A 25,641-nucleotide genomic window follows, 5' to 3' on the forward strand; every position below is an offset into this window, starting at 1 on the left:
GATTCTTACATTTACTTACCCATACAGAATCTTTCAAATATTCTGTTTGCCAAATCATCTTCTACTTCTTCACCAACAATTAAACCAAGCTTTTCATAAGCAGTCATAAGGTCAATTGTAAGAAAATCCTCACTTACCTCTGCTTCAATTCCCTGCTTTACAAGCTCTAAACTTGCAACTGCTTCAGTTAATAATTGTTTGTGTCTTGCACTAGTTATGTAGACTTCATCATTTACTTGAATGTTGCCATTAAAGAACATTTCCTTAATCTCATCCTCAAGATTATCAATACCAATCTCCTCTTTTGCTGAGATTGAAACTAACCTAGCATTAGGCAAATGTTTCATAATATCTTCTTTAGAAACAACCATCTCAAGATCAATCTTATTTAGAAGAACTAAAACCTTCTTATCCTTTATTAAGGACATAATTTCAAAATCATTATCATCTAAATCACGTGTTGAATCCACAACATAAATAACCAAATCTGCATCCACTGCGTACTTCTTAGCTTTCTGCACACCAATGTTTTCCACAATGTCATCTGTCTTTCTAATTCCTGCTGTATCCACAAGATTTAGAGTGATTCCAGATAGGTTAATTGACTCCTCAAGCACATCTCTTGTAGTGCCCTCAATGTCAGTAACTATGGCCCTTTCAGCCCTTGCAAGGACATTGAGAAGTGATGACTTACCAGCATTAGTTTTACCCAATATTACAGTGCTAATACCATCATGTATAATGCGCCCATTTTCAAAGGTTTTCAACAGTTTATTCACATTATCCACAAGGTTATCCACATCTTTTGTCATCTTATCTACATTATCATTAATATCAATATGTTCTGGATCATCTAGTGCAGCCTCAATAAAAGCCACATTATTTAAGATAATCTCTCTATATCCTTTAATCTTTTCAGATAATTTTCCATTTAATTGCTTTACAGAGGACTTTAATGCTAAGTCATTCTTAGCATTAATAATATCAATTACGGCCTCAGCTTGAGATAAATCAATACGTCCATTTAAGAAGGCACGCTTTGTAAACTCGCCTGGTTCTGCTAGTCTTGCACCACTCTTTAGGACTATCTCTAAAATCCTTTTTGTTACAAGTATTCCACCGTGACAATCAATTTCAACAATGTCCTCACGTGTATATGTATTAGGAGCTTTCATTACAATAACTAGCACTTCATCTATTAGTTTATCCTCATAGACGATATTGCCATAATGAACTGTATGAGAAGCTACATTTTTCAATTTAATATTCTTTTTTGACAAAAATAAGCTATCAACTATATCGATTGCTTCACTTCCGCTTACTCTTATTATACTAATTCCTCCACTAGACATGGTGCTAGTAGAGATAGCAGCTATTGTATCAACCATAACTTTCCTCTTAATCTTAACTCATTCTTAAGTCTAATCAACAAGACTTAATTTAACCTATATCTTTACAAAATACAAGACAAGATGAGTGAATATTGTCTCACCCATCTTGTCTGTAATAAACATGTTTTATACAAATTAATATCTGTTGTTATATCTATTATTGTTGTCTCTTCTATTGTTATATCTGTTATAGCTATTAGCATTAGCTGGCTTTTCCTTATCAAGGAATACAACAACATGTCTAAATGGCTCTTCGCCTTCAGACTTTGTAGAAACAAACTTATCATTCTGAAGAGTTGAATGAATAATTCTTCTCTCATATGGATTCATTGGCTCTAATGAAACAGCACGTCTGCTTCTCTTAACCTTATATGCAATATTCTTTGCAAGGGATTCAAGAGTTTCCTTACGTCTATTTCTATAGTTTTCTGTATCGATCTTAATACGAACGTACTTTTCCTTACCCTTATTAACAACAAGGCTTGTAAGGTACTGGATAGAATCAAGTGTCTGACCTCTCTTACCGATTAAAACACCCATTCCTTCACCAAGAAGTTCAACATTAACGCTTTCTTCAACTTCGTCAAATGAAATCTTAACATCAACATCCATATTCATTGCCTTAAACATATTGTTAAGGAATGTAGAAATTCTTCTTTCAATTTCTTCGTTAGAAAGTGTAGCCTTAGTCTCTGTCTTAACTTCAGCTGTTGCTTCTGCCTTAGCTTCTACAACTTCTTCAGCCTTAGGAGCTTCTGAAACCACTGTTTCTTCCTTTACAGGAGCTGCTTCTTCAAGAATTGCTGGCTTATGACCCTTTTTCCAAGCCTTAATTCTAGCATCCTTAGAACCAATTCCTAAGAAACCATTGCTACCCTTTTCAACAACATCATATTCAATATCATCACTAGTTGTGCCAAGCTCTAAACAAGCATTAGTAATAGCCTCTTCTAGTGACTTTCCTGTAACTTCAACAAAATCCATTACTTTTTCCCTCTCTTCTATATTTATTTTATTTGTGATTATAACTACTTCTTATTGCTTTCGTTATACTCTGAAACCATATTAGCTTTTGATGCTAAAGAACCAGCCTTAGAATGTTTAACATTCTTTGCTGCAGCCTTTAAATCAGCAATCTTCTTATCGTTAGCATCTTTCTTTGCCTGTAAATTACGTACTCTATCTTCAGTAGTTACCTTCTTAGCACTAACCTTAGCATTCTTAGTTATTGTTTCAGCAGGTAAGCCCTGTTTAGCTCTCTTCTTATTACGCTTTTCAATGTTCTTTTGAACAATAGCATCTGTACCAATCTTATCATAATATCTGTTGATGCAAATGTACATAATAGTCTGAATTACAGCTGTAGCAATCCAATATAAACCAAGACCTGCAGGTACTGAGATTGCAATGAAAGCAGACATAATTGGCATAAATAATGTCATCATCTTCATTGATGCTGCTGCTGGGTTATCATCATCAGTAGCCTGAGACATACCAGCCTGTGAAACCTTAACACTAATAAACTGTGTTACACCTGCTAAAATAGGTATTAAAATTGGTAAACTTAGTGAAAAGCCAGGTGCCTGAGACATATTAACACCTAAAAATGTGTTAACCTGCTTAATTTTATCGTAATTTTCTGTAATTAAAGAAGCCATTGAAGGAAAAGCATCCTTTAACTGATTCCACTGATCAGCTGAAAAACTGTTTAATCCAACAATTGCAGCCTTTGTTGAAGACCAATCCACATTGCTAGCAATACTTGATAATGTATCCTGATAACCATCAATACTTGAAAGTCCAGTTGAACCATTACCTAAGATATTAGTAAATAATACCTTAATTGATGAAATATAAAGAGGTATCTTCTGGAATACCTGATATAATGCAAATAAAATAGGCATCTGAATTAATAACTGAACACATGAGCCCCACTGTGAAACACCGTATTTCTCATATACAGCCTTTGTTTCAGCCTGCATCTTTAACATTGCATCTTGGTCGCCACGCTTATCCTTATATTTATTCTGAATCTCTTTGATTTCAGGATTCATAATAGAAGTAAGCTTTGACATCTTCTGCTGCTTTACTGTTAGTGGTAACATTAAAAGCTTAACCAATAATGTGAAAACAACAATTGCTATAGCAACATTTCCAATACCAATAACATCTAGACCCTTATATAAAATGTCAAGAATGGCACCTAAAAATGTAGCTATAGGTTGAATTATGTTATTCATTCTTTACTTTTTCCTCCCTGTTTACGATGAAATCTCTTACGCCACTGGTATTTACCAACTGGGACTGGATCAAATCCAGCTCTAACAAAAGGATTGCATCTAAGTATTCTTTTGAAAGCCAACCACCCACCTAAGATAACTCCATACATCTCAACCGCCTCCATAGCGTATTGAGAACATGTGGGAATATAAGCACACATCTTTCCACCCTTATAAGGCGAAATTGCAAGCTGATAGAAACGAATCAGCTTTAAAACTATCTTTTTACCTATATTCTTCACTTGTAACTTCCTTACAACTACTTATATATTCTATGTAGTCTTAATAAATGTATCATTGACTCCGCTGTTTCTTTATAACCCTTATCTTTAAGATTAGCTCTAGCTACAACTACATAGTCATAACCATCGGGTATGTGATCAGTATTAAGACGAAAAGCCTCCCTAATCAATCTAGCTAACCTGTGTCGGACAATACTATTCCCGACTTTTTTGCTCACAGATACACCAAGTTTTTTCGTATCCGTTCCGTTCTTTCTTATATACATAATCAAATTTCTATTAGCCATAGAAACTCTATTATCGTATACATTCTTAAATTCAATATTACTTCTTAATGTTTCGAAATCCTTGTACTTCATAAACACCCTACCAAACTATTCTTTTATTCTTCATTATTATAAATCTAATTGCCTAAGATTTAAAATCAATCTTAGAAAATATAAATAAAAAAGGACCTTCTAATAAGAAGGTCCAATAAAGCTATTAAGCTGAAAGATTCTTTCTGCCCTTTGCTCTTCTTGCTGCTAAAACTTTTCTTCCGCCTGCGCTGCTCATTCTTGCTCTGAAACCATGAACCTTAGCTCTCTGTCTTGTTTTTGGCTGAAATGTCATCTTCATACTATATACACCTCCTTTATTACCACTTTATGTATATGGTAGGAATAATTTATCTTGTAAAAATTCAAAACATCCCTCTAATTATATTTATTCGATAGATGAAAGTCAAGTAATTCAAAATCGAAAAAGCTATAATTTTGACAAATCCCCACTAATCCACAATTTATACAAAGTTATGCACATTTTGTTGATAACTTGTGGATAAGTGTGGATTTGTATCTGAATAACTGTGTGTAAATCTAAAGAATCCCCTATTCAAGCGCCTTTGGACTGTGTGTAATTTATCCACAGCTACGTTAATAGTTGCATTTTATCAACTATTAGCTAAAGTTTTCCACAATCTAAATTGTGGAATTTGTGGAGAAATCCACAAAGCCCCTAACCGTGCGGGTTTCATATCTATAATATAGATTACTAAGAATAGTTAGAGCCATTTTTATTAAAAATGTTACTCCTTTTTAAAGGCTACTCAAATCCTTATTTCTTGAAAAATCCACTTAAATGATGTATTATGTTATGGAATGTGTTTTTAGTGGAAATCTACCTAAATTATAGCTATTTAGGGCTAATTACATTTTCAAAATCCGCAATATAGATAAAGAGTGCTTTATATGATTGGCTAAAGACTGACTTTTACACAAGCTGTTTTTACTTATTATATAAGGTAGACATTTTTTATTTACTTAGAATTTTCTTCTTTATCTATAACTAACTATTTGGAGTAATAAATATGGAAGAATTAATGAGTAAGTGGGAGGAAATACTTACCACATTTAAAGAACAACATGATATTCCTGACGTTTCTTTCAAGACATGGATTGTACCAATTCAGCCATATTCTGTTGATGGTGATAATATAACTTTAGTTTATTGCAATAAGAAAGATCAATCATCATCATCTGCTGATTTAGGTATATCTTACATTGAAAAGAAATATCTAAGTTTATTAGAGGCAACTACAAGCGAAGTGCTTAATAGAATTTGCCATCTAAGATTAATCTCTGATGCAGAAAAGAAGAAGGAAGAAACAAGAAAGACTTCTAATTCTTCTAATAATATTGCTATTCAGAATCTTAATCCAGCTTATGTTTTTGATACTTTTGTCATTGGTAATAACAACAACCTAGCTCATGCTGCATCTCTTGCAGTAGCTGAGACACCAGGCCAAGTGTATAACCCACTATTTATCTATGGTGGTGTTGGACTTGGAAAGACTCACCTTATGCAGGCGATTGCTCATTACATTATTGATAATGATCCAAGCAAGAAGGTATTGTATGTTACATCAGAAACATTCACTAATGAATTGATCGAATCAGTAAAAACTAATAAGAACTCAGAATTTAGAAATAAATATAGAAACATCGATGTTCTTCTTATCGATGATATTCAGTTTATTATAGGTAAGGAATCAACTCAGGAAGAGTTCTTCCATACTTTTAATGCGTTATACCAGGATGGAAAGCAGATCGTTATTTCTTCAGATAGACCTCCTAAGGAAATGGAGACATTATCTGACAGATTAAGAACTAGATTTGAGAGTGGTTTACCAGTAGATATTCAGATTCCTACTTATGAAACTAAGATGGCTATTATTAATAAGAAGGCCGAGACTCTCAAAATCGATTTACCAAACGATGTTAAGGACTATGTTGCTACTAATATAAAGTCAAGTATTAGAGAGCTAGAGGGTGCGCTTACTAAATTATCTGCATTTTCAAGACTTTCTCATACACCAATGACTGTTGAATTTGCAGAAACAACATTAAAAGACCTTATTTCACCAGATTCTAAAAAGGAAATTACACCTGAATACATCATTCAGATTGTTTCAGAGCATACACATGTATCTGCAGACGATATAATTTCCAAGAAAAGAAGCGCTGGTATTGCTTATGCAAGACAGATCGTTATGTATTTATGTAGAGAGATGACTTCAGCACCTCTTCAGGCCATCGGTAGTGCCTTAGGTGGACGTGACCATACAACGGTTATCCACGGTATTTCAAAGATGCAGGAAGAAGTTGCTAACAATCCTCAAACTAAGGAAACTGTTGATATTCTCATTAAAAAGATCAATCCAGATTGATTTTATTAACAAATACTCACAGGTTATCCACAGTTATCCACCGACTTATTAACAATTTGGGCTGTTTTTAGACAAATTTTTGATAACTATGTGGATAACTTGTTTATCAGATGTTACTTATATGTTGATTGAACTTTATAACTCATTTTAATGATTTTAATTAAATTTTTGACCGGGACTTATCCATAATTCATTCACATCAAAAATCGATCGTTTTAACACAGTTATCAAATTCAAGCAACCCAGTAGCAGTAAGGCTTCAACATATTTTTAAACTTTTCCACACTGCCTACTACTACGACTACGAAAATATATATATTTATATATGGCGACAGAGTCGCATTAATAACTGAAAGGAGTTTTACACATCATGAAATTAGTTTTTACAAAATCTAATTTAACTAAAGCAGTTAATATCGTAATGAAAGCTGTTCCTACTAGAACAACAATGACTATCCTTGAATGTATCTTAATTGATGCAACTACTAATGTTATTAAATTTACAGCTAACGATATGGAACTTGGTATCGAGACTATCGTTGAGGGTGACATTATTGAAAAAGGTAAAGTAGCTTTAGATGCTAAGTTTTTCTCTGAATTTATTAGAAAACTTCCTGATAATGAAATAACATTAGAAACAGACAATAATTTCGTTGCTACTATTGAATGTGAGAACACAAAGATTAATATTGCAGGTAAGTCTGGTGAAGATTTTTCATATCTTCCAGCTATTGTTAAAGAAAAGAAGATTACATTATCTCAGTTTAGCTTAAGAGAAGTAATCAATCAGACACTTTTCTCTATATCTATGTTAGATAATAATAAATTAATGACAGGTGAATTATTTGAAGTATCAGATAATAAGCTTAAGGTTGTTGGTCTTGATGGACATAGAATTGCTATTCGTAATGTAACTTTAGAGGAACACTACAATACAATTAAGGCTATTGTTCCAGGTAAGACATTATCAGAAATTAGTAAGATTTTATCTACTGATGCAGAAGCTATGGTAAATGTTTACTTTACTAATAATCATATTCTTTTCGAATTCGATAATACATTAGTAGTTTCAAGATTAATTGAAGGTGATTACTTCAAGATTGATCAGATGTTATCTAATGATTACGAAACTAAGATTACTATTAACAAAAAGGAATTCTTAGAATCAATAGATAGAGCTAACTTATTCATCAAGGAAAGTGATAAGAAGCCAATCATTATCAGCATCCAGGATGGTTCCCTTAAGGTAAATGTTAAGTCAGCTATCGGTAACTTTGATGAGAACATCGAAATCAATAAAGACGGTAAGGACATTATGATTGGTTTCAATCCTAAATTCCTTATTGATGCATTAAGAGTAATCGATGATGAAACAGTAGATATTTACTTAGTTAATCCAAAGTCTCCTTGCTTTATTAGAGATAAGGAGCAGAATTATGTTTATTTAATTCTTCCAGTTAATTTTGTAGCTTAATACCGGTTAAATTTAGATTTAACTTAGTATTTTTGTTAGATATTTTTAAAATATACTTCTCTTGAGACTGTGTCGCTAAAACGATACATTTTCAAGAGAATATAGATAAATCATAGGTTAGAAGGTAAAGTATGGAAGTAGTTCAATTAAGAGATGAGTTTATTAAACTTGGTCAGGCTTTAAAACTTGCAGGTTTAGTAGAGTCAGGAGTAGAAGCAAAGATTGTTATTCAGGATGGCCAGGTAAAGTTAAATGGTAACGTTGAAACTCAGCGTGGCAAGAAGCTTTACGATGGTGATGTAGTTGAATACAACAATCAGCAGTTTACTATTAAAGCTAATAATTAATAATAAGATTTAAGCAGGTGCAAAGTGGTTGTAGAATCAATTGATTTAAAGAATTTCAGAAATTATGAAATTTTAAATATTAATTTCGATAGCAATGTTAATATTATTTATGGCGATAATGCTCAGGGTAAGACTAACATTTTAGAATCCCTTTATCTTTGTTCAACCTCAAAGTCACATAGAGGAAGTAAGGATAAAGAAATTATTAAGCTTGGTACAAGCGAAGCTCATATTAAAGTGAATGTTAAGAAAAACGGCATAAACTATCGTATCGATATGCACCTTAAGCATGGAAAATCTAAAGGAATTGCAATAAATGGAATTCCAATAAGGAAAGCTGTGGAATTATTTGGTATAATTAACATAGTGCTTTTCTCTCCGGAGGATTTAAATATTATTAAAAATGGTCCTAGCGAGAGAAGAAGGTTCATGGATATGGAACTTAGCCAGTTGGATAAAATCTATCTAAGTAACCTTGTTAATTACAACAAAGTAGTTAATCAGCGAAACAAACTTTTAAAAGATATATCCTTTAATCCATCAAAAGAATCCCTAGAGACACTGGATATTTGGGATATACAATTAGTAAAGTTTGGTAAAGAGATAATAAAGGGAAGAGTAAGATTTATTAATCAGCTAAACGAAATTGTTGCTGATATTCATAGTAAGCTTACTGGTGGTAAGGAAAAGCTTGAAATCAAGTATATTCCTAATGTTTCAGAAGATAATTTTTATGAAAATGTATCTGAGAGTCGAGACAGAGACCTAAGATATAAAGTTACTAATGTTGGACCTCATAAAGACGACTTAGTTTTTTATATCAATGGACAGGATGTTAGAAAGTTTGGCTCCCAGGGACAGCAAAGAACAGCAGCCCTTTCCCTAAAACTATCAGAAATTGAACTAGTTAAGATAATCATCAAGGATACACCGATACTTTTACTAGATGATGTTTTATCTGAATTAGATAGCAATCGACAAAATTTTCTTATTAACAGCATAGGTGATATTCAAACAATTATTACCTGTACAGGTCTAGACGAATTTATCAATTCAAGAATAGACGTTAATAAGATATTTAGAGTTGTTAACGGTCAGGTTTTTGACTACAAGGAAGAAGACTAAGACCTATAAATTGATAAATTAAAGTAGTACATAGAAGGAGGAATCATAGTGGCAGAGCAGAATTATGGTGGAGATCAAATCCAAGTTTTGGAAGGTCTCGAGGCTGTAAGAAAAAGACCAGGTATGTATATTGGAACTACATCTGGAAGAGGACTTCATCATCTAGTATATGAGATAGTAGATAATGCAGTTGATGAGGCACTAGCAGGATACTGTGATACAATTAATGTTTTCATAAATTCAGATAATTCAATAACAGTAGTAGATAATGGTCGAGGAGTTCCTGTAGATATTAATCATAAGACAGGAAGACCAGCGATTGAGGTAGTTTATACAGTTCTTCATGCTGGCGGAAAATTCGGCGGTGGCGGATACAAAGTATCCGGCGGTCTACACGGTGTAGGTGCATCTGTAGTTAATGCTTTGTCATGTTGGCTCGAAGTTCAGGTTAAGAGAAATGGACATATCTATCAGCAAAGATACGAAAGAGGTCACATTTGCTATGATCTTAAGATTGTTGGTGATTGCCCAGTTGAAGAAACAGGAACTAAAGTTACATTCCTTCCTGATCCTGAAATTTTCCAGGAAACAACAGAATATGATTTTGATATTTTAAAGCAAAGACTTAGAGAAATGGCCTTTTTAACAAAGGGTATCAAGATTGTTTTATCTGATTTACGTGAAGGTAAAGAACGTGAAATGACTTTCCACTATGAAGGTGGTATTAAGGAGTTTGTTGCTTACTTAAACAAGAGTAAGGACACACTTTACGAACAAATTATTTATTGCGAAGGCGTTAAAGACAAGGTTCAGGTGGAAGTTGCCTTCCAGCACAACGATGGATTTAACGAAGTTTGCGATTCATTTGTAAATAATATTAAGACTCCTGAAGGTGGTACTCACCTTACAGGTTTTAGAAATGCCTTAACTAAGACATTTAATGACTATGCAAGAACAGCTAAAATCCTTAAGGATTCTGATCCTCAGTTATCTGGTGATGATATTCGTGAAGGTTTAACTGCTATTGTTTCAGTTAAAATTGAAGATCCTCAGTTTGAAGGTCAGACTAAGCAGAAGTTAGGAAACTCTGTTGCAAGAGGTGCGGTGGATAGTATTGTAAGTGAGCAGCTTACTTACTTCCTTGAGCAGAATCCACAGGTTGCTAAGTCAATTTGTGAAAAATCTTTACTTGCACAGCGTGCAAGAGAAGCTGCAAGAAAGGCTAGAGATTTAACAAGAAGAAAGACAGCTCTTGAGAGTACTTCACTTCCAGGTAAATTAGCTGATTGTTCAGATAAGGATCCTAAGAATTGTGAAATTTACATCGTTGAGGGTGATTCAGCCGGTGGTTCAGCTAAAACTGCTAGAAGTAGAGCAACACAGGCTATCCTACCACTAAGAGGTAAGATCCTTAACGTTGAGAAAGCAAGACTTGATAGAATTTTAGGAAATGCAGAAATTAAGGCAATGATTACTGCATTTGGTACAGGTATTCATGAAGACTTTGATATTTCTAAACTTAGATATCACAAGATTATTATCATGACTGATGCCGATGTTGATGGTGCTCATATTGCAACATTACTTTTAACATTCCTTTACAGATTTATGCCAGAACTTATTAGACAAGGTCATGTTTATCTTGCTCAACCGCCTCTTTATAAGATTGAGAAGAATAAGAAGGTTTGGTATGCCTATAATGATGACGAATTAAACAAGATTATGACAGAAATTGGCCGTGACCAGTCTAATAAGGTTCAAAGATATAAGGGTCTAGGTGAAATGGATGCTGAACAGTTATGGGAAACAACTATGGATCCAGAAAAGAGAATACTTTTAAGAGTTGGAATGGAAGATGATGATGAATCAGAACTTGATGTAACATTCTCAACACTTATGGGTGACAAGGTAGAACCAAGACGTGAATTTATCGAGGCTAACGCTAAGTACGTAAAGAACTTAGATATCTAGTAACTTAAAATATATACATGAATTACTATAAATTCTAGAAAGGACATAAAATAATGGATGAGCATATCTTTGATAAAGTTCAAGAAGTAGATATGAATAAAACGATGCAGAATTACTACATCGATTATGCCATGAGTGTTATCGCATCTAGAGCTTTACCCGATGTAAGAGATGGGTTAAAACCAGTACAAAGACGAATTTTGTATTCAATGATAGAGTTAAATAATGGACCTGACAAGCCACACAGAAAATGTGCGCGTATTGTCGGTGATACAATGGGTAAATATCACCCACACGGTGATTCTTCAATTTACGAAGCCTTAGTTAAGTTAGCTCAGGAATTCAATACAAGATATCCTTTAGTTGATGGACATGGTAACTTTGGTTCAGTGGATGGCGATGGCGCCGCAGCTATGCGATACACTGAAGCTAGACTTAGTAAAATCTCTATGGAAATGACTAGAGATTTAAACAAGGATACTGTAGATTTTATCCCTAACTTTGATGAGACAGAAAAAGAGCCAACAGTATTACCATCAAGATACCCAAACCTTTTAGTTAACGGTACTTCAGGTATTGCTGTAGGTATGGCCACTAATATTCCTCCTCACAATTTAAGAGAAGTAGTAGCTGCTGTAGTAAAGATGATAGATAATAAGATTTTAGAAGATAGAGATACCTCTATGGAAGAAATCTTAGAAATAGTAAAGGGCCCTGATTTCCCAACTGGTGGTACAATCATTGGTAAGTTAGGAATCGAAGAGGCTTATAGAACAGGACGTGCAAAGCTTAAAGTACGTGCCGTTACTAATATTGAGCCAATGCAAAATGGTAAGAATAGAATTGTTGTATCAGAATTACCATACATGGTAAACAAGGCTAAGCTTATTGAGAAAATTGCAGAATTAGTAAGAGATAAGAGAATTGACGGTATTACAGATTTACGTGATGAGTCAGATAGAGAAGGTATGAGAATTGCCATCGAACTTAGACGTGATGTAAATCCTAATATCATCTTAAATCAGTTATATAAGCATACTCAGTTACAGGATACATTTGGTGTAATCATGCTTGCTCTTGTAAATAACGAACCTAAGGTTTTAAATTTACATGATATGTTATTCTATTACTTACTTCACCAGGAAGAAGTAATAACAAGAAGAACACAGTATGATTTAAACAAGGCTGAGGAAAGAGCACACATTTTAGAAGGTTTAATGGTTGCCCTCGACAATATCGATAGAGTCATTGCAATTATTAGAGGTTCTGCAAATGTAACAATTGCCAAGGAAGGCTTAATTAAAGAATTTGCTTTAACAGAAGCTCAGGCTCAGGCAATTGTAGATATGAGACTTCGTGCTCTTACAGGCTTAGAGCGTGATAAGATCGAAGCTGAGTTAAAAGAACTTCATGAAAAGATTGCAGAATACAAGGCAATTCTTGGAGATAAGAAGTTATTACTTGGCGTTATTAAGACAGAAATTCAGGAAATCGCTAATAAGTACGGTGATGATAGAAGAACATCTATCGGATTTGATGAATTCGATTTATCAATGGAAGACCTTATTCCAGATGAGCCATGCATTATTACAAGAACTAACTTAGGCTATGTAAAGCGTATGACTCCAGATAATTTCAAGTCTCAGAACAGAGGCGGTAAGGGAATTAAGGGAATGCAGACAATTGATGAAGATTATATTGAAGATTTATTCATGACAACATCTCATCATACACTTACATTCTTTACTAATAAGGGTCGTGCTTATAAGTTAAAGGCATACGAGATTCCAGAATCTTCAAGAACTTCAAGAGGTACAGCAGTAATTAACCTTTTACAGTTACAGCCAGGTGAGACAATCACTGCAGTTGTACCAGTTAAGGTTGAGAAGTTACAGGATAAGGATTACCTCTTTATGGCAACTAAGAATGGTATTGTTAAGAAAACACCAGTTAGAGAATTTGCCAATATTAGAAAGACAGGAATTCAGGCTATTAATTTACGAGATGACGATGAGTTAATCGAAGTTAAATTAACAGATGATAATACAGAAGCCCTCATGGTTACTAAGTTTGGTCAGTGTATCAGATTTAAGATTACAGACGTAAGACCAACAGGACGTTCAGCAATGGGTGTCATTGGTATGAACCTTAATGACCAGGATGAAGTTATTGGCGTTCAGCTCAATAGCCAGGGTAGTGAAATGCTTATCGTATCTGAAAATGGTATGGGTAAGAGAACTGATATCGAAGAATATGCTGTACAGCATAGAGGCGGTAAAGGTGTTAAGTGCTACAAGATTACTGAGAAGACAGGTAATGTTGTAGGTGCAAAGGCTGTAGATGAGAATAGAGAAATCATGTTAATCACTACAGAAGGTATTATTATTAGACTTAAGTGTTCAGATATTTCTAAGCTTAAGAGAATTACATCAGGTGTTAAGTTAATTAACTTAGATGATGGTGTAAATGTAGCTTCACTAGCTAAGGTAAGACAGAAGCCAGCTAATGAATCAGGTGATGATGTTGAAGGATTTGAATCAGAAGAAGCTGATGATGAAGAAATTTTAAAGCCAGTAGAATCTGCAACTGATACAACAGAGACTGAAGCAGCTAGCGAATTAGATAATTCCCTTGATGAATTATTAGATAGAGCTAAGGAAGATCAAGAAGACGAAGAATAATTTAAGTTAAATTGTGATTTAACTCATAGTTTCTAAATAAAAACCCCGCTAGTTTAAACTAGTGGGGTTTTTTAATACTTATATTAAATTCTATACTTTTTCAACATATTAAGATCCTATAAGCCATATTTGTTGATAACATAGGCGCAGATCTTAGCCATAAGACGATAATTGTGGATATTATTAGTATCCCAGGTAATTCTTATCTTAGTTGCTTCAATTGATAAAATGTATCTATGATTATACTTATCCTTAAACTTGATATGAATAAAAGCCTGAACTCCTTGCTTTTTAAGTGGTTCATAGACAGCCGGCGCATGATTGTTAAGAATTGAAATATTATTAATCAACAATACATTGTCATATTGATAAATACTGTTTAAGTCCTCATCAAGAATATAACTTGAACAGGCCTCAATGACCTCTCTATCAAAATTATTTCGACTAGCAATATGAACAGGTCTAGCATTTTCATCATAAATTATAACTCTCTGGAAATTTTGAATATAACTAAAGGCATCAAGAACCTCCTGGATTCCGACTTCCTCATCATCAGTTAACTTAGCAAAAAGCTTACATAAAACCTCGCTAAGATTTAAATTGTTACGACCATCAATATTTAAATCATGATTAGTAGCAGAATCCTGCTTAATTTCCTCCAAAGACTTAAGTCTTGCAGGTGTATAAATAATATATCTGTTTCGACCAAGGTCCTTAGCAACATACAAACAATAATCTGCGATGGTAAATAAATCTGTATAGTTATCAGCATCCTTAGGATAACAGGCACAGCCAATAGATAGTGAAACCACTGGTTTTCCCTCATCATTAGGAGCATAAGTTGCGTTTACAATATTCTTTAAACTACGTAAAATTTCTCTAGTTTTTTCCTCGTTATAACCATTATGAAGAACAACGAAAAATTCATCACCACCGAAACGTCCTACAATTCCGGCATTTCCAACCTGTTGCTTTATGATATCTGAAATGGAACGTAAAACCTCATCACCTTTTAAGTGACCAAGGCTATCGTTAACATTTTTAAAATAATCAATATCAATAATAGCAATTGTAGTACCTTCGCGGTGCTCAATATCTATCTGTTTTACAGCATAATTAGTAATTTCGTTTTTAGTTAATGTACCAGTTAATGAGTCAATCATTGGCTTATTAGTAGTTGTAGTAATCGCTCTAGTATTCTTATGAATAAAACCAGTAGCTCTTAAAAACTCGCCATTGTTATAAATTGACATACCTCTAACTTGTACAAGATCTTCCGAATTATCGTCATCGAAAATGTATTCAAAAGACGATTCTCCATTTTTAAGGGAAGATATCAATCTATTAGAATCTCCAGGAATTCTTTTTGAAAAATCCTCAAGAGATATAACCTCATAATCCCTGCCATCAATAGTTGGCTCATAAATTACAACATCCATCTTATCAGGATAGTAAACTAAAATCTTGTCATTATAAAGATTTAAAACATTGTAATCCACTGATTGATGTTTAATAAGCTGCATATGCTCATCAATCAGTTTGTTCATTTCAACACACTTAATAGCAATCTGGCTCTTGTTTGGACCAGGTGAAATTTTCATAATATAATCAAGTAAAGTTCCAATCTGTGAATACATTTTTATAATAAAATAAGATGAATCCTTACTTAAAACCTTGTATTTAAAAAGCTCAAGGTCACTTTCTCCAATAAATTTTTCAAAAGTAAAATAAAGTCGTTCACCCATAAAATTATAAAATTCAGAATCAGCAGAAAGAATATCAAAAGTTTCTGAATTAACTATTAAGTTGTGAATATAACTATCATTCATACTATAACCCACGTTGTAAATAAATTTACAATCCCCATTTTATTTCTACGCGTCAAAAGTATATCATATACCGATAAAAATTACTATTAAAGTATAGCTATTTTTAATTTAAACAGATATAATAATTAGCGTTATACTAGTCTGATAAGTTAGACTATTCTCATCTAGGAAGGAAAAAATTATGAGAGAAGTTAATGTATCATTAATTACACAGAATCTTAAGGAAATGTGTATCGAGGCGAATCATTTTTTAACACCAGATATGGCAAAGGTGTTTAATGAGGCTGTCGTTGAAGAAAAATCCCCACTCGGAAAGCAGGTTTTAAACCAGTTAAAAGAGAATTTACAAATCGCTGGAGACGAGATGATACCAATCTGCCAGGATACTGGAATGGCAGTAGTTTTCATAAACGTTGGACAAGACGTTCATCTAGTTGGCGGTGATATCACAGATGCAATCAATGAAGGTGTGCGCCAGGGTTACGTTGAAGGCTACCTTAGAAAATCCGTGGTAAAAGATCCAATTTACCGCGAGAACACTAAGGACAATACCCCAGCAATCATCCATTTTAATATAGTTCCAGGCGACAAGGTTGATATTACCGTCGCTCCAAAGGGCTTTGGTAGTGAGAACATGAGCCGCGTATTTATGCTAAAGCCAGCAGATGGAATCGAAGGTGTAAAGAATGCAATTCTAACAGCTGTTAAAGATGCCGGTCCTAACGCCTGTCCACCAATGGTTGTTGGCGTAGGTATTGGAGGAACTTTTGAAAAATGTGCACTCCTAGCAAAGAAGGCTCTAACTCGTGACCTAGACGAAGAGTCACCAATTGAATATGTTAGAGACCTAGAAAAAGAAATGCTAACAAAGATCAATAAACTAGGAATTGGCCCAGGAGGACTAGGCGGAACAAAGACTGCACTAGCAGTTAATATCGAAACCTATCCAACACATATCGCTGGCCTACCAGTAGGAATTAATATATGTTGCCACGTTAACAGACATTCTCACAGAGTATTATAATTATCAACCAAGCAATATGTTGATAAGAATTAAAAATGTGGATTAGATCGTAACATTTTCAAAATAATGTTGATAAAAGGAAGGATAAACATGGATAAATATATTAATGCCCCAATAAGCGACGAAGACGCAAAGAGTTTAAGAAGTGGTGATTATGTCTACATCACTGGAACAATTTATACAGCTAGAGACGCAGCCCATAAAAGAATGGCAGAATGTTTAGAGGCCAAAAAAGACTTGCCAATAAACCTTACTAATAATATTATATATTACATGGGTCCATCTCCAGCAAGAGAAGGAAGACCAATAGGTTCTGCTGGCCCAACAACAGCAAGTAGAATGGATAAGTATGCACCAGACCTATTAAACCTAGGATTAAAGGGAATGATAGGAAAGGGCAAAAGATCCCAGGCTGTTATTGATGCAATTGTAGCTAACAAAGCAGTATACTTTGCAGCAGTAGGTGGTGCAGGAGCAATTTTATCAAAATGTATCAAGTCATCAACAGTAATTGCCTATGATGATTTAGGTACAGAAGCTATCAGAAAACTAGAAGTTGAGAACTTCCCAGTAATTGTCGTAATCGATAGTGAAGGAAACAACCTCTATGAAACAGCAATTAAAGAATATGCTAATTTAGAAGATTAGTTTATATTAAAGAATATAGACAGCTATAGTATTTACATTTGAGAGAATCTTTTATGTAAATATTGTAGCTGTTTTTTTGTGCAATTTTACTAAAGAGAAATTTTAGTGATCTTGAATCAAGCCAGAAAATAAGGCAAGGTCACAAGCATCTAGTAATAAAGTACTAGCTTGTTAAACATGGAAACGTCTAAACCGGTGGGGGTTTCCGGTGGTAATCGGGTGTAATACAGTCCAGGCTAGATGGGGAGTACAAGGGTGTGCTCTTTTAAAAATAGTATAAAAACCGCGTATTTTTTTGTAAAAATAGGACATAAGTACCAATTGCTAAAATTATTGTTTTTATATTTATACAATTTCTTTCAAAAAATCTTTTTATCCCCCCTTTTATGGTGTGTTTGTGAAAAAATAATGATGATATTATGTATTTACGATTTCGATGACTAAAGTACTATACACATGTGAAGTGAGAAATCTTTAGAAAAGGATTTATATTTGGAGGAAAAAGAATGAACAAGAAATTAAAAACTCTTGTTGCAACAACTCTTGGCGTTACAGTAGCTGCATTAGTAGCTGGTGTATCTCAAAAGTATTTAGATTTAAGCAGTAATTCAGTGGGGACATCTAAGGCATACTTGAAATCGTTAACTGCTAATACTTGTGAAGCAACATATGGGGAAACAAACTATTTAACTAATTCAAAGACATTATATATTGGTGAACTATTTGGAAATTTAGGAAAGATATATTTTGATTATTGTTATGATAATTATTATTGCAATTACGATTATAATTATCATAATTATGCATACGATTATACAAACGATGTTGGTTACTACTTAGTAATGCCTTGGGCAAATAAGACATTACCAGGAACATATAAGTTCTATGAAACAACTAGTGCATCATATACAAACTATGGATATACATACAGCTTCTCAAGAGACATTGCTCAGGGAGAAGGAAAGCTTTCATTAGCTTTTAATAATCCTTATCAGTTTAATTTAAATGAAAGAGTAACATATGCTGAAGATCAGTATGTAGAGAATTTCCTTTATACTAATGATTTCTCTAATCTTACTCTTGGAGATACAATTATTACAGATAGAGCTGACTCTCCTATGACAGTAGTAGAAAGAAATGGAGAATTAGCATTACAGGTTATTTATAATAATCACAGCTATGTAACTTATGTTAAGGATATTAACTGGTACGTAATTAAGAAAGAATCGAGAAATCAGAAGTGGCACGTAGATGGTGAACCAAATTGGATCGACGAAGGTGTAATTGGAGCAACATATACAGTAAAGTATGTTGATGCTACAACTGGTGAAGAAATTGAGGAAACAACAGAAGTTGAAGAGGCAACAGATGGTTCATACCTAATTTACGGTAAAGACGTAACAGCAACTGCTAAAGAAATTTCAGGTTATGATTTAGTATCTGACCCAGAGCAGACAATTACTTTAACAGAAGGTCAGGATAACGTAATTGTATTTACATATCAGAAACATGTTGCAACAGCAACTAATACAGGTTTCTATCTTGTAATGCCTTGGGCAAATGGTGCCATTACTGATGAAGACGGTTACTTAAAGTATGAAGAAAAAACAGGTTTATCTTATAGAGATTTAGGATATACTAATGCATTTTCATCAGACCTTTCTAACGGTGATGGAACAATAACACTTGATTTTGAGTATTCTGAAAATGGTAAAATAACTTACGCAGATGAATCAAATATCGAAAATCTTATTGATGTAGACTTCTCAAATCTTACAGATGGCACAGAAGTAACAACACAGGTTAGAGGTGTTAATGTTAAAGTTGTTATTGAAAATGGAGTAAAGACTCTCCAGGTAACATATAACGGAGATACATATACAACAAATCTTGATGATATTAAGTGGTATGTAATCAAGAAGAATGCCGGCGGTAATTGGCATATCGATGGTGCAGCAAAGTGGACTAAGTTAGAAAATGAAGAAGAAACAGTAGCAGAACCAGAAACAGAAACTGAGTCTTCAACAGAAGTAACAGAGCCAGAAAGCTCAACTGAAGAGACAGTGGTAGAGCCAGAAACAGAAACACAGGCTCCAACAGAAGTTGAAACAGAAGTAACAGTTCCAGAGATTGAGTCTTCAACAGAGGAAACAGTAGCAGAGCCAGAAACAGAAACACAGGCACCAACAGAAGCTGAAACAGAAGTAACAGTTCCAGAGACTGAGTCTTCAACAGAGGAAACAGTAGCAGAGCCAGAAATAGAAACACAAGCTCCAACAGAGGCTGAAACACAGGTTGAAGTTGCGGGAGATGAAGATGAGCTAGCATCAACAGAGGAAGAGACAATTGTTGAGGTATCAAGCGATGAAGATATTGCAGAAGAACCAACAATCGTTGAAGTAGCTGGTGATGAAGACTACGTAGAAATTAAGACAATCACAATTACAGCTGATAACACATACTTAGGTGAAATCGCTGCTGATGAAGATGAAGTAGTTGTAGGAAGCGCAATGATTTCTACTTCAACAACAAAGACATCTGATAATAGCAACATTTTCACATATGTTATTGCAATGATTATTGCAGCAGCAACAGCAGTAGTTGTAACATTAAGAAAGAAAGTTTCTAACAGATAATATAGAATAAACTAAACCGATACTAGAAAACCAGGAGTTATAAGCTCCTGGTTTTTTAGTTCTTATTAACTATAGACAAATGTAAAATCCTTAGATATACTGAATTTAATAATACAAAATATCTAAATAAAGGGAGGATAAATGAAAAAATATTTATCACACATAATATCAGCAATTATTACATTGGTGTTATCCATTATTATGTACTACATTTTCATACCACCAATCAACCTAACATCAGGTGATTTCTGGTTCTTCATAATAATGGTATTCATAATAGCAACAGTTGTCTCAGGATTTGGACAGTTCGTTCAGATATTTGCAAGAGCAACTTATTCTTCGAGAGGCTTTAAATCAAAGAAAAAGAAACCGGCAAAAGTTAACTACAAGGACTTAGGCACATTTACAAAGGTGTCTAGCCTTATAGCACTTGGAATTGTAGCCCTAATGATTATATTCTCATTCTTCTCATCAAAGCTAATTAATGCCAAGGCATATAGTAAGATTCTTCAGGTAGAAGAAGGAGAAATCTCAGATTTGCCATCAGTTTCTAATACATCGGCAATCGCCCTTATGGACACTGATTCAGCAAAGAAGCTAGGTGACAGAGAAATCGGAACACTTTCAAGCGTAGTATCACAGTACGACATCGAAGATGATTCCTACACTCAGTTAAATGTTCACACAAGCCCAGTTAAGGTAGCGCCTTTATCTTACGCAAGCTTCTTTAAATGGATTAACAATAAAAACAATGGTATCCCAGGTTACGTCGTTGTAGATCCAGTAACAATGGATGCCAATTATACAGAGCTTTCAGAAGGCATGATTTACGTGCCATCCGCTTTCTTCTCAGAAGATCTTGAAAGACACATTAGAATGAAGTATCTAACAACAATCTTTGACACACCACACTTTGAGGTGGACGAAGAAGGCAACCCATGGTATGTGGCACCAGTTATTAAAAAGACAATCGGCTTATTTGGCGGTAAGAAGGTAACAGGTGCAATCCTTGTAAATCCTATTACCGGCGAAATGACAAAATACAAACTTTCAGACGTTCCAAGCTGGGTAGACGTAGTTTACGGTGGAAACTATATCGCTGAGCAGTACAACAATTACGCTCAGTTACAGAAAGGCTTCCTAAACTCAGTCATTGGACAAAATGGATGCCGTAAAGTCACAGAGGATTCAGAAGAATCAACCTCAGATTACGGCTATATCGCAATTGGCGATGACATCTACATTTACACAGGTGTCACATCCGTAAATGGCGATAGCTCCAACATCGGTTTCATCATTGCCAATGAAAGAACAGGCCAGACAAAGTTTATCGAAGCTTCAGGCGCCGACGAGTTCTCGGCAATGAACGCAGCCGAAGGCGAGGTACAGGAGAAGGGCTACGAAGCATCCTTCCCATCCCTCATTACAATCGACGACATCCCAACATACATCATGGTATTAAAGGATAAGTCTGGTTTGGTGAAAATGTATGCCTGCGTAAATGTATCGCAGTACAACATCGTTGCCACAGCCACAACTCAGGAAAAATGTATCGAAAATTATAAGAATCTCTTAAGCGGTAACATTAGTTTAGATGAAGCAAACAATGATAGTTCAGAGGCAACAACTAGTGAAACTATAGATGAGAGCTTATATACAGAAACAGAAATTACTATTACAAAGATGCAGACAATAGATAATAACGGAAATACTTATCTCTACATCGTAGATCAGAACAACAATATCTATAATGCCAAGTACACAGACGTCTTAGATATGCTTTTGGTAAATGTAGGAGATACAGTAAAATTAAGAATTTATGAGGACAAATTCTTAATGGCAGAATAAGAAAAAACACGAAAAAATGAGCAAAAATATATAAATAATTCTAGAAAATTGTGTTGACAATAAGATGCAGTCAAGCTATAATAAATCTTGCGTTTAGCACAAATTTCATAATTAAGTTCAAGAATTGTTTATTATATATAACACAATTGGCGAGCGCAGTTACGGAATCTGGAGTAGTACTCAAGAGGCTGAAGAGGCGCCCCTGCTAAGGGTGTAGGTCGGGAAACCGGCGCGAGGGTTCAAATCCCTCCTGCTCCGTTAAGTAATTTAACCGGGAAGTTAGTAATTAACTTCCTGGTTTTTCTTTTTGAAAAAAGGCGGACATGTTAAATGTCCGCCTTAAGTATTATTTATTATCATCCTCAAGCTCACAAATTATCAGTTCTGCCAATTATCTATCTTTTAATTGGCAACCTCTTTAATTAGCAGCCTTTGCAAGCTCTCTGTGCATAGAACTAAGCATCCTTCTATCACTTTCAATTGTATAGCCGGAAGTAGTAAGCATGTTTCCAGTAATAGATGCGCTAGCTCCGCTATTAAAAGCCCTCTTACCAGCTTTATCTACAAGAATTCTACCACCAGCAAGTCTAACGTTGGCAGCAGGATTAATATATTTAAACATAGCAATAGATCTTAAAATCTCATCCTCCTCTAAATGAGGCATTCTCTCAAGCGGAGTTCCCTTAATAGCAATAAGAACATTAATAGGAATAGAGACAACATCAATCTTAGAAAGAGTAAGGGCCATTTCAATACGCTGCTTAAAACTCTCTCCTAGGCCAAAGATTCCACCGGAACATACATCAAGTCCGGCAAGTTTCGCATTTTCAATAGTATTAAGCTTATCCTTAATTGTGTGACTAGTGCAAATGCTAGGAAAGAAACTAGGGCTAGTTTCGATGTTGTTATGAATACGGCTAACGCCAGCATTTTTCAAAGCCTCAAACTGTTCTCTATACAATAAGCCAAGGGAAGCACAAAGCCCAAGCCCTGGACATTCCTTTCTAATCAATTTAAAACTTCTAAGACACTTCTCAAATTCCTCTCCAGACAAAGCCCTGCCTGATGTAACTATTGCAAATCTATCAACGCCGGCTTTGTAGTTTTCTCTAGCGTTATTAAGAATTTCTTCTTCATCTAAAAAGTCGTAAACCTCGCAGTTTGTCTTATAATGCACAGATTGGGCACAGTATTTACAGTTTTCACTACATTTTCCACTTCTAGCATTGATAATTGTGCATAAGTCCACCTTATCTCCGTTAAAATGTGCACGAATCATGTCTGCGCCCTTTAATAAATCATCTAAATCGCAATCTTCAAAAAAGGACAAATCCTCTGCTTTACTTAAGCGTCTACCCTCAATAATTTCCTTAGCAAGTTTAATCATATCCATATTTAAATCCTCGTCTTATAACTTCTTGTATGACATTAAGTGGGCAGCAGCCAAAGCTCTTCTAATTGCAATACCAGCCACCATACTAAAGGCAATCTTAATTGCATCAAAAGCAAGGAATGGATAAACGCAAACTGTTAAAGTAGCCTGAAGAGACATGTTTGTCTGAAGCATAAAATAAACAGTTCCGAAAACATAGCATACAGCCAAACCAAGTACCATGCCCACCAAATGCATATACCAATGCTTAGATGAGAAATGGTCAATAAAGAAACCGGCAATCAAAGCCATAAAAATAAATCCGATAATATAACCGCCAGTTACCCCAAACAACTTAGCTGGACCACCCTGATATCCCGAAAATACAGGAAGTCCCACAAGTCCTAAAAGCATGTAAACAAGGAAAGCCAAACTACCCTTAATACAACCAAGGCTGTAAACGCATAGGTAAACTGAAATAACAGTTAATGAAATTGGCACAGCCCCAATAGGAATTGATAAAGGTCCAAGAATACAGCAAAGCGCAGTCATAATGGCGCACATTGCAATTGTCTTAATAGAAAGCAATCCCTTCTTTTCCCCTTCCTGCTTTGAAGCCTTAAGCTCCGTAGCCTCGTCTTTTAAAATTCCCTCGTTAGTAACAAGATTCTTCATACATCTTCCTCCCAGTAATTATAATGAGCCAAATCTTTAAGGGAAGATTTACGCTCTTAATTATCAAATTAGCATTATAAAAATGTATTGTCAACTACAAACTAATCAAAGGTTAACAATTCATAAATCCCATCATTCAATAACGAAAGCCACAAATCCTTTCAAACTGGCAAAGAGTTATTGCATCCACCCTGCCAAATGCCTACAATAAAACTAAGCATTAATAATAAGCATTAACAATAAACGTTAAACCAATGCTATTAAGCGCAATCACTAAAATCAAAAATGCAATCAGGGAGGTATGAAATGAACTTAAAAGACATGGTGCTCAAAAACAGATCCTATAGACGTTTCTATAATGAGAAGAAAATTTCTAAAGAAGAACTAACAGAACTAGTGGACATTGCAAGAAACACCCCATCTGCAGCCAACCGCCAGCCTGTACGATATAAGCTTGTATATGAAGAGGTCGAGGCCGCAAAGGTATATAAGACCCTTGGCTGGGCTGGTTACCTAAAGGATTGGGATGGTCCTATTGAAAATGAAAGACCAGCCGCATACATTATCCTTGCTACCGATAAAGATACAAAGGCAGATATAGATGAGGGCATAATTAGTCAGACTATAATGTTGGCAGCTGTAGAGCGTGGCCTTGGTGGCTGCATTCTTGGTAACGTTAAAAGAGAAGAGCTAGTAAAGGCAATCAATCTCCCAGCCGATTATAAGATCGACCTCGTATTGGCACTTGGTTATCCTAAGGAAAATGTATCTCTAGTTGAAATGCAAAATAACGACGTAAAGTACTATAGAGATGAAGATATGAATCACTATGTACCTAAAAGAAGATTAGAAGATGTTCTATTAAAGTAGAGTTATAACTAGAGTAATAACCAGTATTATATATTAAAGAATGTATATCCTTTCAAAAGAACCATCCCTTAATGGGATGGTTCTTTTGGCTTTCCTTGTAGAGTATAGTTTATATTCCACCATATATAGTGGAAATAAAAACACGATTTTAAAAAATCGAAAATTTGCGAAAAAATATGAAAAAAGGTGTTGACATTAAGTTATCTAGATGATAATATATACAAGTCGCTGCGATACAGCAACGACAAAAAACATCAACAAAGCCAGTAAACACAAGGCTTTGAAGATAAGAACCTTGACAACTGAACAGAATGACAACCTTGAAAATTCTTTGAAATATTCAAGCGAGTAATCAATCGTAAAACAAATTTTGTTTTGAAATGATTATCCTTAATAACAGTAATGTTAAACGGAAACGAAACTATTAAGCTAGTTCGTTCAGAACTAAGCTAAGGTAAAACTTTTTATGAGAGTTTGATCCTGGCTCAGGATGAACGCTGGCGGCGTGCTTAACACATGCAA

Annotated in this window: 20 protein-coding genes, 1 tRNA gene and 1 rRNA gene; 13 read left to right on the forward strand and 9 right to left on the reverse strand. The window is 34.6% G+C overall.

The genetic code is table 11. The features are described from left to right. Window positions 1-11 precede the first annotated feature (11 nt). The 6 genes from mnmE to rpmH all read right to left on the reverse strand — a co-directional run bounded on the left by mnmE (window position 12) and on the right by rpmH (window position 4,530). Window positions 12-1,388 carry a tRNA uridine-5-carboxymethylaminomethyl(34) synthesis GTPase MnmE gene (mnmE, locus tag G600_RS0105830; protein WP_034245707.1) on the reverse strand — a complete coding sequence of 459 codons (1,377 nt, stop codon included), beginning with the start codon at window positions 1,386-1,388 and terminating at the stop codon, window positions 12-14. Between the two features lie 138 nt (window positions 1,389-1,526). Continuing rightward, window positions 1,527-2,375, reverse strand: coding sequence for an RNA-binding cell elongation regulator Jag/EloR (jag, locus tag G600_RS13880; RefSeq protein WP_051195387.1), 849 nt, complete (start codon window positions 2,373-2,375; stop codon window positions 1,527-1,529). A 44-nt stretch (window positions 2,376-2,419) separates the two neighbouring features. Beyond that, on the reverse strand, window positions 2,420-3,631 hold the full coding sequence (locus G600_RS0105840) for a YidC/Oxa1 family membrane protein insertase (RefSeq protein WP_027431110.1): 1,212 nt from the start codon (window positions 3,629-3,631) through the stop codon (window positions 2,420-2,422). Further along, entirely contained in the window at window positions 3,628-3,903 is a 276-nt protein-coding gene (yidD, locus tag G600_RS13885; RefSeq protein WP_051195389.1) for a membrane protein insertion efficiency factor YidD, read from the reverse strand. The genes G600_RS0105840 and yidD overlap by 4 nt, the downstream gene beginning before the upstream one ends. A gap of 26 nt (window positions 3,904-3,929) precedes the next feature. Further along, on the reverse strand, window positions 3,930-4,271 hold the full coding sequence (gene rnpA / locus G600_RS0105850) for a ribonuclease P protein component (protein WP_027431111.1): 342 nt from the start codon (window positions 4,269-4,271) through the stop codon (window positions 3,930-3,932). Between the two features lie 124 nt (window positions 4,272-4,395). Next, the gene (rpmH, locus tag G600_RS0105855; RefSeq protein WP_027431112.1) at window positions 4,396-4,530 is read right to left on the reverse strand and encodes a 50S ribosomal protein L34; all 135 of its coding nucleotides are present in this window, start codon (window positions 4,528-4,530) and stop codon (window positions 4,396-4,398) included. 730 nt (window positions 4,531-5,260) lie between these two features. Here rpmH and dnaA point away from each other — a divergent pair. The 6 genes from dnaA to gyrA all read left to right on the forward strand — a co-directional run bounded on the left by dnaA (window position 5,261) and on the right by gyrA (window position 14,217). Further along, entirely contained in the window at window positions 5,261-6,619 is a 1,359-nt protein-coding gene (gene dnaA / locus G600_RS0105860; RefSeq protein ID WP_027431113.1) for a chromosomal replication initiator protein DnaA, read from the forward strand. A gap of 370 nt (window positions 6,620-6,989) precedes the next feature. Beyond that, entirely contained in the window at window positions 6,990-8,093 is a 1,104-nt protein-coding gene (dnaN, locus tag G600_RS0105865; protein WP_027431114.1) for a DNA polymerase III subunit beta, read from the forward strand. A gap of 131 nt (window positions 8,094-8,224) precedes the next feature. Further along, window positions 8,225-8,440, forward strand: a complete 216-nt coding sequence (locus G600_RS0105870; RefSeq protein WP_027431115.1) for an RNA-binding S4 domain-containing protein — start codon at window positions 8,225-8,227, stop codon at window positions 8,438-8,440. A gap of 24 nt (window positions 8,441-8,464) precedes the next feature. Beyond that, a complete protein-coding gene (recF, locus tag G600_RS0105875) occupies window positions 8,465-9,565 on the forward strand; it encodes a DNA replication/repair protein RecF (RefSeq protein ID WP_027431116.1) in 1,101 nt (366 codons plus the stop codon). A gap of 48 nt (window positions 9,566-9,613) precedes the next feature. Further along, window positions 9,614-11,536, forward strand: coding sequence for a DNA topoisomerase (ATP-hydrolyzing) subunit B (gyrB, locus tag G600_RS0105880; protein WP_027431117.1), 1,923 nt, complete (start codon window positions 9,614-9,616; stop codon window positions 11,534-11,536). 53 nt (window positions 11,537-11,589) lie between these two features. Then, window positions 11,590-14,217: a DNA gyrase subunit A gene (gyrA, locus tag G600_RS0105885; RefSeq protein WP_027431118.1), complete on the forward strand. Its 2,628-nt coding sequence runs from the start codon at window positions 11,590-11,592 to the stop codon at window positions 14,215-14,217. Window positions 14,218-14,333: 116 nt separating this feature from the next. Here the strand turns inward: gyrA and G600_RS0105890 are convergent, their stop codons facing one another. Continuing rightward, window positions 14,334-16,046 (reverse strand): GGDEF domain-containing protein, encoded by a 1,713-nt coding sequence (locus tag G600_RS0105890; RefSeq protein WP_027431119.1) that lies wholly within the window; start codon window positions 16,044-16,046, stop codon window positions 14,334-14,336. Window positions 16,047-16,227: 181 nt separating this feature from the next. On the opposite strand from G600_RS0105890, the gene G600_RS0105895 reads away from it, so the two are divergent. The 5 genes from G600_RS0105895 to G600_RS0105915 all read left to right on the forward strand — a co-directional run bounded on the left by G600_RS0105895 (window position 16,228) and on the right by G600_RS0105915 (window position 22,460). Then, entirely contained in the window at window positions 16,228-17,070 is an 843-nt protein-coding gene (locus G600_RS0105895) for a fumarate hydratase (protein WP_027431120.1), read from the forward strand. Window positions 17,071-17,160: 90 nt separating this feature from the next. Beyond that, complete coding sequence (locus G600_RS0105900) at window positions 17,161-17,718, forward strand: Fe-S-containing hydro-lyase (protein ID WP_027431121.1); 558 nt, start codon at window positions 17,161-17,163, stop codon at window positions 17,716-17,718. A 506-nt stretch (window positions 17,719-18,224) separates the two neighbouring features. Then, complete coding sequence (locus G600_RS0105905) at window positions 18,225-20,354, forward strand: MucBP domain-containing protein (RefSeq protein WP_027431122.1); 2,130 nt, start codon at window positions 18,225-18,227, stop codon at window positions 20,352-20,354. A 141-nt stretch (window positions 20,355-20,495) separates the two neighbouring features. Continuing rightward, the gene (locus G600_RS13890; RefSeq protein WP_034245711.1) at window positions 20,496-22,202 is read left to right on the forward strand and encodes an ABC-2 transporter permease; all 1,707 of its coding nucleotides are present in this window, start codon (window positions 20,496-20,498) and stop codon (window positions 22,200-22,202) included. Window positions 22,203-22,372: 170 nt separating this feature from the next. Next, window positions 22,373-22,460, forward strand: a tRNA-Ser gene (locus G600_RS0105915). 160 nt (window positions 22,461-22,620) lie between these two features. Here the strand turns inward: G600_RS0105915 and bioB are convergent. Next, a complete protein-coding gene (gene bioB, locus G600_RS0105920; RefSeq protein WP_027431123.1) occupies window positions 22,621-23,595 on the reverse strand; it encodes a biotin synthase BioB in 975 nt (324 codons plus the stop codon). Window positions 23,596-23,610: 15 nt separating this feature from the next. Continuing rightward, entirely contained in the window at window positions 23,611-24,249 is a 639-nt protein-coding gene (locus G600_RS0105925; RefSeq protein WP_081669424.1) for a biotin transporter BioY, read from the reverse strand. Window positions 24,250-24,555: 306 nt separating this feature from the next. Here G600_RS0105925 and G600_RS0105930 point away from each other — a divergent pair, with 306 nt between their 5' ends. Together G600_RS0105930 and G600_RS0105935 are read left to right on the forward strand one after the other, a co-directional pair. Continuing rightward, on the forward strand, window positions 24,556-25,119 hold the full coding sequence (locus tag G600_RS0105930; protein WP_027431125.1) for a nitroreductase family protein: 564 nt from the start codon (window positions 24,556-24,558) through the stop codon (window positions 25,117-25,119). A gap of 462 nt (window positions 25,120-25,581) precedes the next feature. Further along, window positions 25,582-25,641, forward strand: a 16S ribosomal RNA gene (locus tag G600_RS0105935); the annotation flags it as partial.

The organism is Lachnospira multipara ATCC 19207 (genome assembly GCF_000424105.1).
Lineage (GTDB): Bacteria > Bacillota > Clostridia > Lachnospirales > Lachnospiraceae > Lachnospira > Lachnospira multipara.